Here is a 17,497-nt window from a genome sequence, read left to right as displayed (position 1 = left end):
AAACAGTCCGACCCGAAGGGGGCGGACTGTTCGTTTCGGGCTGTGCTTTTATTCTCTGAACATACCCGAAGTTCTGTTTTACCGATCATAGCTCATTTAATGATTCGACAATTCTGTGGTAGCTTTCCATCCGTTCAGGGCTGATCTGGCCTTCTTCCAGAGCATCTCTGAGTGCGCATCCGGGTTCCTGACGATGCCGGCAGTCTCTGAACTTACAACCTCCCAGCAGGCCATCAAACTCACGGAATCCTTCCGCCACATCCCGCTCCTCCATATGCCATAAGCCAAACTCACGGATTCCGGGGGAGTCGATCAGGTCTCCGCCATCCGACAGGTGGAATAACATGGCTGTCGTGGTGGTATGCATGCCTTTTCTGGTTTGTTCAGACAGCTCACCTACCTTGATATTAATTCCGGGCATAAGAGCATTAACCAGTGATGATTTGCCTACCCCGGACTGGCCAACAAAAACGCTGACATTGTCATCAAGTAAAGACTTCAGCAGATCAAGGCCATCGTGATCCTTAGTTGATGCGGTCAGTACTTTGTAACCAATCTCCTGATAACGTTCTGCCATCTCTATAAGGCGGGGAGTATTGTCTTCGTTCAGCAGGTCCGTTTTATTCAGCAGTAATACAGGTTCTATGCCTGTATTTTCTGCCGCGACAATATAGCGATCAATCAGATTGGCATGAGCATATGGTTCGGGGGCGAAAACTATCACAATATAATCAATGTTAGCTGCGACAGGCTTCAGCTGTCCGCGGGTATCCGGGCGTACCAGATCATTGTTACGTTTCAGACGAGCTACAACTACGCCATCGTTATCTGGTCCGGGACGCCAGACCACTTTATCTCCGGTGACCAGAGTATCTATATTGGCTCGCATATAGCATCGGTGTATCTTACCGGCCTGTTCACCTGCCAGACTTTCAACATCTACCTGACGTCCGTAGTGAGCAATGATAAGACCTTCCTGTTCTGCTCCCAGATCTCCGGCATTCAGCTGCTGGTCAATCTCCTGATCTTTTTTACTGACTCGGGCAGCACGTTCTTGCTGGATTTTTTCAATACGCCATTTCTGGCGGCGGTTCAGTTTACGTTTGCTCATACTCTTGTGTAATCAGGCTCGTGAAGTTGCAGTGATTCTACCTGCTTTTTTCTTCTGATGTCTGTTTTATCCCATTTTGCATAAAGCGGGAGGGTTTGCATGCTTATCTGATGAGGACTCAGGCTATATCCCTCTGAAAAATGCCCTTATACTTACAGGTAAAATTCAGCTTGAGTGAAATGTTGATTCTGCTATACCTCTTTACGGTATAGAGAATACAATACTCGAAGATACGTATTTTCCCTTGTCCGGTGTCTGGCGGGCAAAAATCAAGGAGTTTAGTATGAGCAAAGCAGATAATATGGTCTGGATTGATCTGGAAATGACCGGATTAGATCCTGAACGGGACTGCATTATTGAGATTGCGACTGTTGTTACCGATCCTGAGCTGAATATCATTGCTGAAGGCCCGGTACTGGCGATAGCTAAACCCAAAGCGCTGATGGATGAGATGGGGGAGTGGTGCACTAAGCAGCATGGTTCATCTGGTCTGACGAAGCGAGTACTTGACAGCCGTGTGACGACCCGTGAAGCCGAGCGTCTGACGCTGGAGTTTCTGCAGCAACATGCCGTAGCGGGCAAGTCACCGATGTGTGGTAATAGTATTCATCAGGATCGCCGCTTTCTGTATAAAGAGATGCCTGAACTGGAGAAGTTTTTTCATTACCGCCATCTGGATGTCAGCTCCGTTAAAGAACTGGCTAAACGCTGGTATCCTGATGTGGCTAAAAGCATGAAAAAGAGCGGCTCTCATCTGGCGATGGATGATATCAAGGACTCAATTAATGAGATGCGTCACTATCGGGAGCATATGCTGAAATAGCGTCCGATATCTGATTTCGAGGGGGCTACGGGTGATCCCCCTTGATCGTCTGTATGCTATCACTTTGCCATTTTTATAAGATCAGCCAGACTGGTGTTGCTCCAGTGCCCAGTGAACATGCTCTTGCACCAGTACGGAGTCGTAGCCACTACGCTGTTTCAGTACCGAGACAATATCTGGTGTTGTGGGTGCATTACCCAGTGCGACAGCAATATTTCTTAACCAGCGTTCATAGCCTGCACGGCGAATCGGAGTCCCCTCTGTTTTCTGCAAAAACTCCTCTTCTTCCCATAAGAACAAAGTGCACAGATCGGCACTATCCAGATTATGCCTGGGAGTGAAATCTGTTTCACTGGTTGGCCGGGTAAAACGGTTCCAGGGACAAACCAGCTGGCAGTCATCACAACCAAAAATGCGATTCCCAATTCCCGGTCTGAGTTCGACGGGAATAGGGCCTTTTAACTCAATGGTCAGATAAGAGATACATCGTCGACCATCCAGAATTTTATCCCCCACAAAGGCATCTGTCGGGCATGTAACATGGCAGGCATTACAAGAACCGCAATGATCTTTAGGGTAGGCCTGATCTTCTGCCAGTGGGAGGTCTGTCATGATTTCCCCAAGGAAGAAGAAGGAACCGGCTTTCGGGTGAATCAGCATACTGTTTTTGCCTATCCATCCAAGTCCCGAGCGCGTGGCCAGTGCCCGCTCCAGCACCGGGGCGCTATCAACAAATGCTCTGTAACCGTAGGAACCGGTATGTTGTTCAATTTTCCGTGCCAGTTGAGTCAGACGTTTTCGAATCAGTTTGTGGTAGTCCCGGCCAAGAGCATAGCGGGAAATGTAGGCTTTACTCTTCTGACCAAGTAAACGGGTTGTTTCAACGTCGGCAGGTAGATAATCCATTCTGGCAGTAATGATGGTGCGAGTGCCTTCGACCAGTTCAGAAGGTCGGCTGCGTTTATGGCCGTGGCTGGCCATATATTCCATTTCACCGTGGTAGCCTTCTGCCAGCCATTGCTGCAGGTAGGTTTCATGTTCGGCCAGATCCGGATTGGCAAAACCGATCTGCTGGAAACCCAGTTCTCGTCCCCAGGTTCTGATATTTTCCTGAAGCAGGATCAGATCCTGATCCGATAAGTTGGTCAGAGTTTGGACTGGCATGCTGATATACTTGCAATATAAAGAAGTGAATAACGGACTGTCACAGACGAGTGCCTTTGTTTACAGGGCGAACGCTGGTGTGATTCGGATTGCTGAAGCTTAGCGGATTTTTATCTCTGAGCAAGCTTTTCACTGAAATGATCCTGAAGCATAAACCGGAAGAGACAGACTTAATGGGAGACTTCTGATGCAGAGCTGGCCACTTCATGAACAACTATATTCTGCAGATCAGGTACGCCAACTGGATGCTTTAACGATTCAGGCGGGTACGCCAGGTTTTGAACTGATGAAGCAAGCCGGACGTATGGCCTTCCGGCATTTATTGCGTCGCTGGCCGGATATCCGGTCAGTCAGTATTTTATGCGGTGGTGGTAATAATGGCGGTGATGGTTATGTGGTGGCAGGGCTGGCCAGCCGGAAAGGTATTCAGGTTCAGTTAATTAGTTTGTCTGACTCAGAAAAACTGACAGGAGAAGCCCGTGAGGCCTGGTTATGGGCTTGTGACAGAGGCTGTCAGGTGCAGCCCTGGCAGCAGAATATGAGACTGACAGGGGAGGTCATTGTTGACGCTATGCTGGGTACCGGGCTGACGGGAAATGTCAGAGGTCACTATCAGGAAGCGATCAATCAGGTGAACCAGTATAATTGTCCGGTGCTGGCTGTGGATATCCCTTCGGGTTTATGTGCCGATAAGGGCGTGGTTCTGGGGGATACCGTAAAAGCCAGTCTGACGGTCACCTTTATCGGTAAAAAAACAGGTCTGATGACAGGGCAGGGGCCAGAGTACAGCGGCGATTGCCGATTTGAGCCTCTGTGTGTACCTGATTCAGTTCGTCGTCAGATTCAGCCTGTGGCGCAGATGGTTAATGCTGATGCCATTGGTCGTTTGCTCAAACCCAGATCCAGAACTGCGCATAAGGGACATTGTGGCAAAGTGCTTCTGGTGGGAGGCGATCTGGGGTTTGCCGGAGCAATTATGCTGGCATCTCAGACGTGTGCCCGTTCTGGTGCCGGTCTGATTAAAGTGATGACACGACCGGAACATATCCCTGCTCTGATTGCTCGTCAGCCTGAACTGATGGCTCAGGGTATTGAATCTGTGCATCAGCTTGATCCGTGGCTTAAGTGGTGTGATGTCATTGTAATGGGACCTGGTCTTGGGCAGTCCGGCTGGGGGCAGCAGATCTGGCAGAAAGTTATCCACAGTGATAAACCCATGGTACTGGATGCTGATGCCCTGAATTTACTGGCCATTAATGTGGATAAAACCTTTATGCCAGATAAAGCTCAACGCAACTGGGTATTAACGCCTCACCCGGGAGAAGCGGCTCGTTTGTCAGGCATGAGTGTGCAGGAGGTCGAGAATAATCGTCTGGATACCGTAGTCAGGCTCAGTGAAAAGTATCAGGCTACTGTACTGCTAAAAGGGGCGGGAACCCTGATTGCTTCAGATGGTCTGTTATCCATCAATAATAGTGGCAACCCCGGTATGGCCAGTGGAGGAATGGGCGATGTATTGTCTGGTCTGATCGGGGCTTTGCTGGCACAGGGTTTATCAGGGTATGATGCCGTCTGTCTTGGTGCTCAGGTCCATGGGCTGGCAGCTGATCGTCTGGCTGCTCATTATGGTGAAAGAGGCTTACTGGCCTCAGATCTTATTGATGTAATACGTGTTTTACTGAATCCGGAGTGTGAACAGAATGCAGGATAATCAATTAACTCAGGTACTGGAAAATGAAGAGGCTCAGGTTCAGTTTGGCCGACTTCTGGGACAGGCCTGTGCCGGAGATGGGGTTATCTTCCTTCAGGGGACACTGGGAATGGGGAAGACTACGCTGACCCGTGGGATTCTACAGGCTTACGGGCATCAGGGAGCGGTAAAAAGCCCTACTTATACTCTGGTAGAGCCTTACCAGCAGGATGATGCGTTGATTTATCACTTCGATCTTTATCGTCTGGCGGATCCTGAAGAACTGGAATATATGGGGATTCGAGACTATTTCTCTGAACAGGCTCTGTGCGTCATTGAGTGGCCGGATAAAGGGCAGGGTGTTCTTCCGGTACCTGATATTGAATTGACGCTGGACAAAGAAGGTGAGGGTCGCCGGGCAACGCTTGTGTCTAAAAATGTAAAAGGGGCTGAAATTCTGGGCAGGCTACGTACAATGAGCTGATGCTTATCTGATCTTATTTCTGGTAACCCCGTGTTCTGGGTAAAACATATTATGCTGGTACAAAAAGCTTATAAAACAACTGGCTGTATGCGGGTTGTAATCCTGTTTCTGCTGTGTTCATTAATGAGTCTTCTGGCTTCAGATGTACATGCAGTAGATATTGAAAAGGTGCGTATCTGGCCTGCACCAGACCATACTCGTCTGGTTTTTGATCTGGATAAGCCTATCCGGCACAACATTTTTACCCTGGATAAGCCAGATCGTCTGGTGATTGATCTTGATAATGTGGTCGATAAGGCCAGTGTGCGTAAGTTGTCAGTTAAAGATACACCCATTCGACGTATCCGTACCGGAATCAAGAGAGGTTCCGATATGCGCATTGTGTTCGACCTGAATCATAAGGTTCAGCCCAGAAGTTTTTTGCTGAAACCTAATAAGCAATACGGCCATCGTCTGGTGGTCGATCTGATCTATAAAGATAAAAAAACTTCCGATAAATCATCAGCTCCTGCCACCCAGCCTGTCGAAACACCACCCGTAAGTGCCAGTAGTCGTAGCGAGCCATCAACTGCATCAGCCAGTAATCAGGATCAACGGCCAGGGGGGATTAAATCTAACCCGAAAGGAAAGCGGAGTATTATTATTGCCGTTGATGCGGGGCACGGTGGTGAAGATCCTGGTGCGATTGGCCCAGGTGGGGTCCGTGAGAAAACCGTGGTACTGGCTATCGCTAAAAAAATTCAGGCCTTGTTGAATAAAGAGCAAGGTTTTAAACCGGTCATGATCCGTACCGGAGATTATTATGTCGGGCTCAGGGCGCGTTCAGAGAGAGCGCGTAAATACCGGGCAGATCTTTTGATCTCAATACACGCAGATGCATTTAAGGATAGCCGCCCCAGAGGTTCTTCTGTGTTTGCACTGTCGCAAAGAGGGGCTACCAGTGAGACAGCCCGATGGCTGGCGAATTCTGAAAATAGTGCTGATCTGATTGGTGGTGTTAGCGGGGCGCTGACACTGGATGATAAAGATAAGGTGCTTGCCGGAGTGTTATTAGATCTGAGCATGCAGGCTACTTTGTCTGATAGTCTGAAGGTCGGGCAGAAAGTGCTGCGTGCTATGGGTAAGATTAATAAGCTGCACAAACGAGATGTGGAGCAGGCTGGCTTTATGGTGCTGAAGTCTCCGGATATTCCTTCTATTCTGATTGAGACTGGTTTTATCTCGAATCCGCGTGAGGCCAAAAATCTGCAAAGCCAGGCCTATCAGAGCAAAATGGCACGCCAGATTACTCAGGGTATAAAAGAGTATTTCCGTAATAATCCACCGGCGGGTACCCTGCTGGCCTGGGAAAAAGAACAGAACGGCCAGAAATCCTATGTGGTCGCCCGTGGAGATACTTTGTCCGAGATTGCCCAGCGAAACAAAATCAGTGTGAATAGCTTACGTAAGGCCAACAACTTACGTTCAGATAAAGTATTTGTCGGGCAACGCCTGCGTATTCCCCGTTCATAACCTGTCTTCTTTGGTATAAAAAGTTTATCCCTGATCCTCTATGAGCAGAATTCAGATTTTAAGCCCCCGGCTGGCGAACCAGATCGCCGCCGGGGAAGTTGTTGAGCGCCCCTCTTCTGTCATTAAAGAGTTGGTTGAAAATGCGATTGATGCTGGCTCGACCCGTATTGATATTGAGGTAGAAAAGGGCGGAACCAAACTGATTCGTATCCGTGATAATGGTTCGGGTATTGATAAAGATGATTTGCCTTTAGCGCTGAGCCGCCATGCGACCAGTAAAATTATTACTCTGGATGATCTGGAAGGTGTTGCCAGTCTGGGCTTTCGTGGAGAAGCACTGGCCAGTATCAGTTCTGTGGCCCGGTTAGACCTGGTATCCAGTACCGATGATTCCGGCGCGGGCTGGAGGGTCATTGCTGAAGGCCGGGATATGCTGACACAAGTAACGCCAGGGCCTCATCCGAGGGGGACTACGGTTCAGGTAAAAGATCTGTTTTTTAATACTCCGGCTCGCCGTAAATTTATGAGAACAGAAAAGACGGAATTTAATCATATTGATGAAACCTTCCGTCGTCTGGCTCTGAGTCGTTCCGATATTGCCCTGAGTCTGCGTCATAATCAGAAACCAGTTTATAATCTGCCTGCAGGTAATAGTCAGCTGGAGCAGGAAAAACGTCTGGCTTCCCTGTTAGGCAGAAAATTACTGGACCAGGCATTGTATATTGATGTAGAAGCAACCGGGTTGAGGCTCTGGGGTTGGGTTGGGTTACCAACGTATTCCAGAGGACAGGCCGATCAGCAATACTTTTTTGTTAATCAGCGTGTGGTCAAAGATAAACTGGTTGCGCATGCCATACGCCAGGCATACCGTGACGTTCTGTTTCATGGTCGCCATCCGGTATTTGTTCTGTATCTGGAACTGGACCCGTCAGTGGTGGATGTGAATGTCCATCCGACAAAACATGAAGTGCGTTTCCGGGATGGACGTCTGGTGCATGATTTTCTGTTCAGAACACTGCACCGGGCATTAGCAGAGGTTCGCCCTGATGCATCTGACGCAATTGCCCCGGCTACTATGGATACCGGAGTGGATGGTCCGGCTGATAACAGTCTGACAACGCAGAATCGAATCCCCTTTGAAAGCAATGAAAGTAGTCAGATCGCTGCCTTTTCCTCTGGTTTGCAGCAAAAATCAGATACTGGCTGGCAGTCTGCTCAGAGTCATGCTCAGGTGACATCGTCTGCCGCAGGGCATGAGGCCGCGAGAGAAGATGGGCCGCCATGGCAATCAACCGCTGTTAGCCGCCATCAGAATAATTCTGCTGGGGCCATCAGAGAAAACTATCAGACTAATACCGGGTCAGGGACACAGGTTCGGGATTATATGGCGGGTTATCAGCAATTAAACCAGCAGGCGAAGTCATTGTCAGAGCTGGCTGATGAACAAAAAGAGAAGGACATTCCTCCTTTGGGATTTGCCATCGCCCAGCTGCATGGTATCTATATTTTATCGGAAGCTCAGGATGGGCTGGTACTGGTTGATATGCATGCGGCACATGAACGTATTACGTATGAGCGTCTTAAACACTCTTTTCATGAACAGAATCTGAAAGCTCAGCCTATGCTGGTGCCATTGAGTCTGGCTGTCAGCCGGAAAGAGACGGATTGTGCTGAGGAACATCAGCAGGTGTTCAGCCAGTTAGGTATTGAACTGAATGTGATGGGGCCTGAAACTCTGGTCGTGCGACAACTGCCTGTATTGTTGATGGATTCGGATATCGAGCCTCTGATTCTGGATATGTTATCTGACCTGATGAAATACGGTTCCAGTGATCGTATTCAGGCTCATATCAATGAAATTCTGGCAACCATTGCCTGCCATGGTTCTGTCAGGGCAAATCGCAAGCTGACTATTCCTGAAATGAACGCTTTGCTCAGGGATATGGAACGTACAGAGCGTAGCGGGCAATGTAATCACGGCCGGCCGACCTGGACCCATCTGAGTATGAATGAACTGGATAAACTCTTTTTGAGAGGGCAGTAATGTTCTTTGAGTCTGAGCGGTTACTCTGAAAGGCCCTATGTATACTTGCCAACAGATTATCTGCCCGTTAAAGGGTTGCTGGTATAATGAATAGATGCTGCAACCTGCACTCTTGTCTATCATTCTTTGTAAAGTGAGACATCATGCTATCTTCCGAACACGGGGCGGATAATCGTCCCCTGGCTATTTTTCTGATGGGACCGACGGCTGCTGGAAAAACGGACCTGGCGGTACATCTGAGTGAACATGCTGATTGCGATATTATCAGTGTGGACTCGGCATTGATTTATAAGGGAATGGATATAGGATCGGCTAAACCGGATGCAGAAACTCTGGCCAGGGCTCCTCATCGGCTAATTGATATCTGTGACCCGGCTGAATCATACTCTGCTGCTCAGTTCAGAGATGATGCGCTGGCAGAGATGGATAAGATTATCCGGGCAGGAAAAACACCTCTGCTGACCGGCGGTACTATGATGTACTACAAGCGTTTGTATGATGGTGTAGCTGATCTGCCTTCTGCAGATACTGATGTTCGGGCCCGGTTAGATGACTGGGCAGAAAAAGAGGGACTTGAGGCATTGCATCGGCGTTTACAGGAAATTGACCCGGTTTCTGCTCTGCGTATTCATCAGAATGATCCCCAGAGACTGCAGCGTGCACTGGAAGTATATGAGATTACCGGTAAAAGTCTGACTGAGCACTGGCAGGCTCAACAACAGTGCCGGGAGAACTTTCCGTTCAGGGTGTTGTCTCTGGCTGTATGCCCGGAAGAACGAAAAGACCTTCATGCTCGTATTGCACTGCGATATGAACTAATGTTGAAGCAGGGTTTTATCTCTGAAGTTGAAAGTCTGAGGGCCAGGGGTGATCTGAATCTGAGTATGCCTTCAATGCGGTCTGTCGGTTACAGGCAAGTCTGGGAATATCTTGATGGTATATATGATTACGAGACAATGGTCCATAAAGGCATTGTAGCAACCCGTCAGCTGGCTAAGCGTCAGATTACCTGGCTGAGAAGCTGGCCTGACCTGCATTGGCTGAAAACAGAAGCAAAAGATTTACCCGGCCAGGTCTTGAAAAAAATAGAGTCAGCTCTTATTTAAACTGATATGATAAAAGCTGCCGCATAGTCAGATAGCGGTGATAGTTAAGTTTTATCACCATAAAAATTAAATCTAATAATCAAATAAAGAAAACAAGGGAGAGCGGTATGTCAAAAGGGCAATCATTACAAGACCCTTATCTGAATATCCTTCGAAAAGAGCGTGTGCCAGTATCCATTTTTCTGGTTAATGGTATTAAGCTGCAAGGCCAGATTGAGTCTTTTGACCAGTTTGTAATTCTGTTACGTAATACTGTAAGTCAGATGGTATATAAACATGCCATCTCAACTGTTGTACCTTCTCGCAGTGTTCGCCTGCCTGCTCAGGAAAAAGCGCCTGGCGAAGGTGCGGGAACTGAATAATCCCGGAGTAATACTTGTTTTTTGAACGTCCTGATTCTGGTGAAATAGCGGTTCTTGTCCATATTCATTTTCCGGATGAGAAAGACCGGGAAGACCCCGGTGAGTTTCTGGAGCTGGTGCGTTCAGCAGGTGCTGACCCGGTTGTCCTGATAGAGGGCAGCCGGTCGCATCCCAGCCCTAAATACTTCGTTGGTGACGGTAAACTGGAAGAAATCCGCCAGGCTGTTGCTGAACATGAAGCCGAAGTGGTGCTGTTTAATCACGCACTATCCCCCTCCCAGGAACGAAATGTTGAACAGGCACTGAAGTGTCGTGTGCTTGATCGTACTGGTCTTATCCTTGATATTTTTGCTCAGCGGGCGCGTACCCATGAAGGTAAACTTCAGGTCGAACTGGCTCAGCTTGAATACATGACAACCCGACTGGTACGCGGCTGGACACACCTTGAGCGTCAGAAAGGGGGGATTGGTCTGCGTGGACCTGGTGAAACACAGCTGGAAACAGACCGGCGTCTGTTGAGAGAACGTATCCGGACGATTCATAAGCGTCTGGAAAAGGTGCGCAAGCAGCGGGATCAGAATCGACGCTCCCGGCGCAGAGCTGAAATTCCATCGGTATCCCTGGTGGGATATACCAATGCGGGTAAGTCAACGTTATTTAATGTGCTGACGGATGCCGAAGTCTATGCTGCTGATCAGTTGTTCGCAACGCTTGATCCGACTTTGCGGCGTATTGTAATGCCGGATGCGGGCCCTGTTGTACTGGCTGATACCGTAGGCTTTATCCGCCACTTGCCCCATAAACTGGTGGAGGCTTTTCGGGCGACATTACAAGAGGCCAGTGAAGCTACTTTGCTGGTGCATGTGATTGATGCAGCCGATGAAGCCAGAGATGAAAATGTTGAGCAGGTGGATCTGGTACTGGAAGAAATTGGTGCCGATAAGATCCCCAGATTGCTGGTATATAATAAAATTGACTGCTTGCCGGGCTATGAACCCAGAATTGAACGTGATGATCAGGGTGTTCCGGAACGTGTCTGGGTTTCTGCTGTCAATGGTCTGGGACTAGATCTGTTACAGCAGGCAATAGGGGAAAGACTCAGTGATGATCTGTTTAAAGACCAGCTGATACTTGAACCGGCAGAAGGACGTTTAAGAGCAGCATTATATCAGCACAATGCTATATTGAATGAATCAGTGAATGAATCCGGCCAGTTTGTACTGGATGTGCGTATTCCTGAATCCGACTTTATTCAGATATTGTGCCGGTCAGGTATTAAACCTGAACGTTACTTCCCTAATTATGGCATTGAGGATTTTATGCTTGATTCAGATCTGGAAGTTTCCTAAGACTATTAATATGCCATTAGAAAAAACGTCAGAACCTCTGACGTTTTTTTAACGTATTACGTTGAAAGATTCATAACTTTAACGGAAGCTGAGTTTCAGTTTTTCTCGGAAAGTGGAGATAGGTATGGCTTGGAATGAGCCGGGTGGCAATAAAGATAATAACCGGGACCCGTGGGGCAGCGGTAATAATGGTGGTCGGGGTGATCAGGGACCACCTGATCTGGATGAAGCCCTGAAAAAGTTTAATGATCGTCTCAGTGGTATTCTGGGCGGTAAAAAAGGCGGCACCGGTGGCGGTGGCGGTGGCGGTGGTAACAACGGATCAGGTGCAGCCAGTTTTGGTTTGCTGGGTGTTATTCTGGTTATTGCTGCTTCGGTCTGGGCTGTTTCAGGTTTTTACCGTGTTGATCAGGCTGAGCGTGCCGTGGTACTGCGTTTTGGTGAGTATTATGAAACGGTGGGAGCGGGTCTTAATTGGAATCCGTCAATGATCGATACCGTCAGCACGGTTAATGTGGCTAAGGTTCGTTCAATGAGTCGTCGGGCTCTGATGCTGACAGAAGATGAAAATATTGTTCAGGTTAACCTGTCTGTTCAGTACCGGGTCAGTAACCCGAGAGATTTTCTGCTGAATGTTCGCAGTCCTGAGCAGAGTCTGGAAAATGCCACAGAATCTGCTTTGCGTCATGAAGTCGGTTCATCTGAGATGACGGATATTCTGACTGAAGGTCGTGAAGCCCTGGCGCAGCGTGTTCGTGCCCGTCTGCAACAGTACCTGGACCGTTATGGTGTAGGTCTGGAAGTGCGTTCTGTCAACGTTGAGAGTACTTCTGCACCGGATGAAGTTCAGGCTGCATTTGATGACGTGATTAAAGCACGTGAGGATGAGCAGCGGGTTAAAAACCAGGCTGAAGCTTATTCCAATGGTGTGATTCCTGAAGCGCGTGGTAAGGCTCAGCGTATCATTGAAGAGGCCAATGGTTATAAAGAGGAAGTGGTTGCCAGAGCGGAAGGTGAGGCTGATCGTTTCCTGAAACTGTTAGCTGAATATGACAAAGCACCGGAAGTGACCCGTGAGCGTCTGTATCTGCAGACCATGGAAGAGGTTATGGCAAAATCCAGTAAAGTGCTGGTGGATGTTGACGGTGGTAATAACATGATGTATTTGCCGCTGGATCGTCTGGGGCAGAATTCTGCTCGTAGCTTCAGTGCTCCTGCAAACAGTGGCAGTAGTGGCAACCGTTATGGCGCTAACGTTACAACAGATACTGAAGTGGATGATCTGGCTGATCGTGTCCTGGAGCGTCTGCGTGAACGTCAGCAACAGCAGCAGAACGCTAACACCACTCGTAGGGAGGGTCGATAATGCAAGGTAAATCATTTCCTGCGCTGGTTCTGATTGCGATTCTGGCGCTGGTAGTTAGTAATAGTCTGTATATTGTTGATGAGACAGAGCGTGCGATTAAACTGAGGTTTGGTCAGATTGTTGAGTCTGATATTCAGCCAGGTTTGCACTTTAAAATTCCGGTGCTGAACACAATTCGTAAATTCGATGCCCGTGTGCTGACGATGGATGCTCGTCCTCAGCGTTACCTGACGCTGGAGAAAAAAGCAGTTATTGTAGACTCTTTTATCAAGTGGCGTATTGCTAGCGTACAGGCATACTACGAAGCGACTTCCGGAGATGAGCTGGTTGCAGCTCGTCTGCTGGCACCGCGTGTGGATGAAGGCCTGCGTAACCAGTTTGGTGAGCGTACTATGTACGAGGTGGTGTCTGGTGAACGTGATGAGATCATGAACGAGCTGACCTCAAAGCTGAATGAGATCACTAAAGCTGAACTGGGTATTGAGATTCGCGATATTCGTGTGAAGCGTATCGATCTGCCACCTGAAGTAAGTCATGCGGTATATGAGCGTATGAATACGGAACGTCAGCGTGAGGCCCGTGAGCATCGCTCCCAGGGTAAAGAGCTTGCTGAAGGTATCCGGGCAGATGCTGATCGTCAGAAGCAGATTATTCTGGCAGAAGCTTTCCGGGAGTCTGAACGTATTCGCGGTGAAGGTGATGCAATTGCCGCATCGACTTATGCTAAGGCCTATCAGCAGGATCCGGAATTCTATTCCTTCGTCCGCAGCCTTGAAGCCTACCGAAATACCTTTAATAGCAAGGACGATATTATGGTACTTGAGCCAGACAGCGACTTTTTCAACTATATGAAACAGTATGACAGAACTCAGTAATTCTGTCTGATACTGTAAGGCTGATGAACTCTGGTTAATCATCTGAACCCCATAAAAGAACTTCTTTTATGGGGTTTTCTTTATATGGCGCAGATAATATCGTATAGGAACAGAAGGTATGGGGTTTTGCCTTTTCTGAAAATTAACGATTAAAAAAAGAGTGAAAGCGTGGTTCATTGTGTGAATCGTGTTAGAATTACTCAAACCGGGCTCGCCCCGGTTTTTTTATGTGTGGTGATTCAGTAAAGCATATGGCAGGTGATCATGAATCTGGACTGGCAGAGTTTGTTAACCGCTTTGTGTCTGGTTCTGGTGATTGAAGGTGCGATTCCATTTGCCAACCCAGGACGCTGGCGAAAGCTGGTTATGATGATGGCTCAGGTATCTGATCAGCAGTTGCGTATGATGGGACTGATTAGTATGGCTATCGGCCTTGTGCTGCTGTATGCCATTTGACAGGCCAGAGTATCTCTCCTGTGAGGCTGAGTAACCTCAGGTGTGTCTTGATGAAACGTCATGATTGTTGACCAGAATAATATCCGGTCTCAGATATCAGACTACCAGGGCTCAGGGTTCTGAGCCAGATTATGGATTGTGACAGTAAGTTAAGCGGGTTTTATTATGACCATTGCAGATCGTTGGTTATTACCGGATGGTATGGAAGAGGTTTTGCCGCCTCAGGCGAGACAGATAGAAGTGCTTCGTCGAGAGTTACTGGACCTGTTTCATACATGGGGCTATGACCTGGTGTTTCCACCTCCGGCAGAGTATCTGGAATCTCTGTTAACCGGTAGTGGAAATGATCTGGATTTGCAGACGTTTAAAATTACCGATCAGCTGACTGGCCGTCTGATGGGTATTGCCGCTGATATTACCCCTCAGGTGGCACGTATGGATGCTCACTCCATGCAGCGTCAGGGGGCTGCTCGCTTCTGTTACTGTGCTAATGTACTCAGAACCAAATCCGGTAATATGCTGGGCTCAAGAAGTCCTATGCAGGTAGGCGCTGAGCTGTTCGGACACGATGGCGTTGAAAGTGATAGCGAAATTCTTGGGTTAATGTTGTCTGCTCTGGGGACGGCTGGAGCTGAAAAAGTCTATCTGGATATCGGACATGTTGGTATTTATCGGGCTCTGATCAGTGAAGCAGGGCTGACGGATGATCAGGAGAAACAATTGTTTGATGCTATTCTGCATAAGGCATATGCGGAAATTGATCAAATAGTTGTAAGAGATATTGCTAATGAGTCTCTGCAAGGTATGATTTCACGACTGTCCCGCCTTAATGGTGACGCCAGTGTGCTGGTTCGGGCGCGAGCTGAACTGGCTGATGCTCCGGCTTCTGTGTTGACTGCTCTGGATAATATTGAGCAGACCGTACGTATTATTCAGGAGCAGTATCACAACGTTGAGATCAACTTTGATCTGGCGGAGTTGCGTGGTTTTAACTACCACACCGGAATGGTATTTGCCGCCTATATTCCGGGATATGGTCACCCTGTTGCCCAGGGTGGTCGTTATGACGAAACCGGTAAGGTGTTTGGCCGGGCCAGACCGGCAACCGGTTTCAGTGCGGATCTGAAAATTCTGTCCAGGTTACTTCAGGACAATGACCCTGTCAGTGGTGTACTGGCCCCGGCGGGTTTCAGTGATGATGAGGAGCTGCTGTGCACTGTTCGTGCCCTACGCAGTGAAGGTACTCGTGTGGTTTATGCGATGCCGGGACAGGATATCAGTGCCTCAGAAATGGGGTGTGACAGCGAGCTGGTCAGAAAAGACGACGGCCAGTGGGTTGTTGAACCAATTAACCGGATCTTTTAAATCCGTCTTTATGGGCACGGCTGTCTGACAGCCAGAGTTCTACTGAATGAGAAAGAGTAATGGGTAAAAACGTCGTAGTACTGGGCACCCAGTGGGGTGATGAAGGTAAAGGTAAGGTAGTTGATCTGTTGACAGAGTCAGCTGCTGCGGTTGTACGTTTTCAGGGCGGCCATAATGCGGGCCACACTCTGGTTGTAAATGGCGAGAAAACGGCACTGCACCTGATTCCATCAGGTATCCTGCGTGAAAACGTTACCTGTATTATTGGTAACGGTGTGGTTCTGGCACCGGATGCTCTGTTAAAAGAGATTCGTATGCTGGAAGACCGTCATGTGCCAGTACGCGATCGTTTGCGTCTGAGCTCTGCCTGTCCTCTGATTCTGTCGTACCATGTACGTCTGGATCAGGCTCGAGAAGCGGCACGTGGTGTCAATAAGATTGGTACCACAGGTCGTGGTATTGGTCCGGCATACGAAGATAAAGTTGCACGTCGTGGTTTGCGTCTGGGCGATATGATGAACCCTGAGGTCTTCGAACCTAAGCTGCGTGAAGTGATCGCTTATCACAACTTTATGCTGGAGAACTACTATAAGGAAGAGCCGGTTAATGCCGATGAAGTGCTGAAAGAAGCACTGGAAATGGCTGAAGAACTGCGCCCTATGGTGTGTGATGCGACCAGCCTGCTGCATGAGTACCGTAAGAACGGTGATCACATTATGTTTGAAGGTGCTCAGGGCTCGCTGCTGGATATCGACCACGGTACCTATCCTTTTGTGACCAGTTCAAATACTACTGCAGGTGGTACGGCAACAGGTTCAGGTTTTGGTCCTCTGTATCTGGATTATATTCTGGGTATTACTAAAGCATATACCACTCGTGTAGGCTCGGGTCCTTTCCCTACAGAACTGTTTGATGACTGTGGTAGCCATCTGGCAGAGAAAGGCCATGAGTTCGGTACGACAACTGGTCGTGCCCGCCGCTGTGGCTGGTTTGATGCTGTAGCACTGCGTTATTCCGTTCAGGTGAACTCTATCTCAGGTATCTGTCTGACTAAGCTGGATGTCCTGGATGGTCTGGAAACCATCAAAGTTTGTACGCATTACAAACTGGAAGATGGTACTCAGGTTGAGTTGCCGGTTGATGCATCTGCATTTGGTGACGTTGAACCGGTTTATGTTGAGCTGCCAGGCTGGTCTGAGTCGACAGTAGGTGCTAAAACACTGGAAGAGCTGCCTCAGGCAGCCCGTGACTACATTACCTTCCTGGAGAAACAGGTTGGTGCTCCGATTGATATCGTATCAACCGGCCCTGATCGCGAAGAGACAATTGTTTTACGTGATCCCTACAAAGCCTGATTTATCCAGTGTAACTGAATAAACCGGTCATAAGAAAAGCAGCTTTCAGGCTGCTTTTCTTTTTTCTGGTAGTTGGCTAATTCTGTTTGTTGCCAGTATTTATTTCTCTGCGAAACTGGTATCGGCTGTGCTGGACCTTTACTGATCCGAAAGCCGCTTCCGGCAGTGTCGCAGGTTAAAGATAACTGCTTTTCCTGGACTAATTGCTCAATTTCTTGTTGTTGTAGCAATTCTGTCATTTATCCCTGGTGTAATAGGCCGTAATACGTGTGTATATACATACGAGGTCGTCAGGGGTTACAAGTCTATGGGTCAGTCCATTGATCTTTTTCAGATCATTGAAGATCAGAAGATTAATACATTTTTTCAGCCTATCATCGGGGCCAGAGGTCAGTCTATTTTTGCTTATGAAGCACTGAGCCGGGGACCTGCAGA

15 protein-coding genes are annotated in these 17,497 nt (G+C 48.3%); 13 read left to right on the top strand and 2 right to left on the bottom strand.

Going from position 1 to position 17,497, the window contains the following annotated elements; genetic code table 11:
• Nucleotides 1–85: 85 nt before the first annotated feature.
• Nucleotides 86–1,111, bottom strand: coding sequence for a small ribosomal subunit biogenesis GTPase RsgA (rsgA, locus tag H4O21_RS00075; RefSeq protein WP_182806779.1), 1,026 nt, complete (start codon nucleotides 1,109–1,111; stop codon nucleotides 86–88).
• 283 nt (nucleotides 1,112–1,394) lie between these two features.
• On the opposite strand from rsgA, the gene orn reads away from it, so the two are divergent.
• Entirely contained in the window at nucleotides 1,395–1,934 is a 540-nt protein-coding gene (orn, locus tag H4O21_RS00070; RefSeq protein ID WP_182806778.1) for an oligoribonuclease, read from the top strand.
• A gap of 81 nt (nucleotides 1,935–2,015) precedes the next feature.
• Here the strand turns inward: orn and queG are convergent, their stop codons facing one another.
• Nucleotides 2,016–3,098, bottom strand: a complete 1,083-nt coding sequence (gene queG, locus H4O21_RS00065) for a tRNA epoxyqueuosine(34) reductase QueG (protein ID WP_182806777.1) — start codon at nucleotides 3,096–3,098, stop codon at nucleotides 2,016–2,018.
• Nucleotides 3,099–3,285: 187 nt separating this feature from the next.
• On the opposite strand from queG, the gene H4O21_RS00060 reads away from it, so the two are divergent.
• The 12 genes from H4O21_RS00060 to H4O21_RS00005 all read left to right on the top strand — a co-directional run bounded on the left by H4O21_RS00060 (nucleotide 3,286) and on the right by H4O21_RS00005 (nucleotide 17,062).
• The gene (locus H4O21_RS00060; protein WP_182806776.1) at nucleotides 3,286–4,809 is read left to right on the top strand and encodes an NAD(P)H-hydrate dehydratase; all 1,524 of its coding nucleotides are present in this window, start codon (nucleotides 3,286–3,288) and stop codon (nucleotides 4,807–4,809) included.
• Nucleotides 4,799–5,272 carry a tRNA (adenosine(37)-N6)-threonylcarbamoyltransferase complex ATPase subunit type 1 TsaE gene (tsaE, locus tag H4O21_RS00055; protein ID WP_182806775.1) on the top strand — a complete coding sequence of 158 codons (474 nt, stop codon included), beginning with the start codon at nucleotides 4,799–4,801 and terminating at the stop codon, nucleotides 5,270–5,272. The genes H4O21_RS00060 and tsaE overlap by 11 nt, the downstream gene beginning before the upstream one ends.
• 51 nt (nucleotides 5,273–5,323) lie before the next feature.
• Nucleotides 5,324–6,784 (top strand): N-acetylmuramoyl-L-alanine amidase, encoded by a 1,461-nt coding sequence (locus H4O21_RS00050; RefSeq protein ID WP_220495447.1) that lies wholly within the window; start codon nucleotides 5,324–5,326, stop codon nucleotides 6,782–6,784.
• Between the two features lie 40 nt (nucleotides 6,785–6,824).
• A complete protein-coding gene (gene mutL / locus H4O21_RS00045; RefSeq protein WP_182806774.1) occupies nucleotides 6,825–8,828 on the top strand; it encodes a DNA mismatch repair endonuclease MutL in 2,004 nt (667 codons plus the stop codon).
• Between the two features lie 143 nt (nucleotides 8,829–8,971).
• Nucleotides 8,972–9,934, top strand: a complete 963-nt coding sequence (gene miaA, locus H4O21_RS00040; RefSeq protein ID WP_182806773.1) for a tRNA (adenosine(37)-N6)-dimethylallyltransferase MiaA — start codon at nucleotides 8,972–8,974, stop codon at nucleotides 9,932–9,934.
• Nucleotides 9,935–10,041: 107 nt separating this feature from the next.
• Nucleotides 10,042–10,296: an RNA chaperone Hfq gene (gene hfq / locus H4O21_RS00035; protein ID WP_182806772.1), complete on the top strand. Its 255-nt coding sequence runs from the start codon at nucleotides 10,042–10,044 to the stop codon at nucleotides 10,294–10,296.
• A 14-nt stretch (nucleotides 10,297–10,310) separates the two neighbouring features.
• The gene (hflX, locus tag H4O21_RS00030) at nucleotides 10,311–11,645 is read left to right on the top strand and encodes a ribosome rescue GTPase HflX (protein ID WP_182806771.1); all 1,335 of its coding nucleotides are present in this window, start codon (nucleotides 10,311–10,313) and stop codon (nucleotides 11,643–11,645) included.
• Between the two features lie 124 nt (nucleotides 11,646–11,769).
• The gene (gene hflK, locus H4O21_RS00025) at nucleotides 11,770–13,011 is read left to right on the top strand and encodes an FtsH protease activity modulator HflK (RefSeq protein ID WP_182806770.1); all 1,242 of its coding nucleotides are present in this window, start codon (nucleotides 11,770–11,772) and stop codon (nucleotides 13,009–13,011) included.
• Nucleotides 13,011–13,886, top strand: coding sequence for a protease modulator HflC (gene hflC / locus H4O21_RS00020; protein ID WP_182806769.1), 876 nt, complete (start codon nucleotides 13,011–13,013; stop codon nucleotides 13,884–13,886). Before hflK ends, hflC begins: the two co-directional genes overlap by 1 nt.
• A gap of 264 nt (nucleotides 13,887–14,150) precedes the next feature.
• A complete protein-coding gene (locus tag H4O21_RS00015) occupies nucleotides 14,151–14,342 on the top strand; it encodes a DUF2065 domain-containing protein (protein WP_182806768.1) in 192 nt (63 codons plus the stop codon).
• Between the two features lie 165 nt (nucleotides 14,343–14,507).
• Nucleotides 14,508–15,707 carry an ATP phosphoribosyltransferase regulatory subunit gene (locus H4O21_RS00010; RefSeq protein ID WP_182806767.1) on the top strand — a complete coding sequence of 400 codons (1,200 nt, stop codon included), beginning with the start codon at nucleotides 14,508–14,510 and terminating at the stop codon, nucleotides 15,705–15,707.
• A gap of 59 nt (nucleotides 15,708–15,766) precedes the next feature.
• Nucleotides 15,767–17,062, top strand: a complete 1,296-nt coding sequence (locus H4O21_RS00005; protein WP_182806766.1) for an adenylosuccinate synthase — start codon at nucleotides 15,767–15,769, stop codon at nucleotides 17,060–17,062.
• Nucleotides 17,063–17,497 lie beyond the last annotated feature (435 nt).

It is taken from the genome of Oceanospirillum sediminis (assembly GCF_014164585.1).
GTDB classification, from domain to species: Bacteria; Pseudomonadota; Gammaproteobacteria; order Pseudomonadales; family Halomonadaceae; genus Oceanospirillum; species Oceanospirillum sediminis.
The sequence above is the reverse complement of the archived record's forward strand: the minus strand, read 5'-3'. Positions and strand labels throughout refer to the sequence as shown.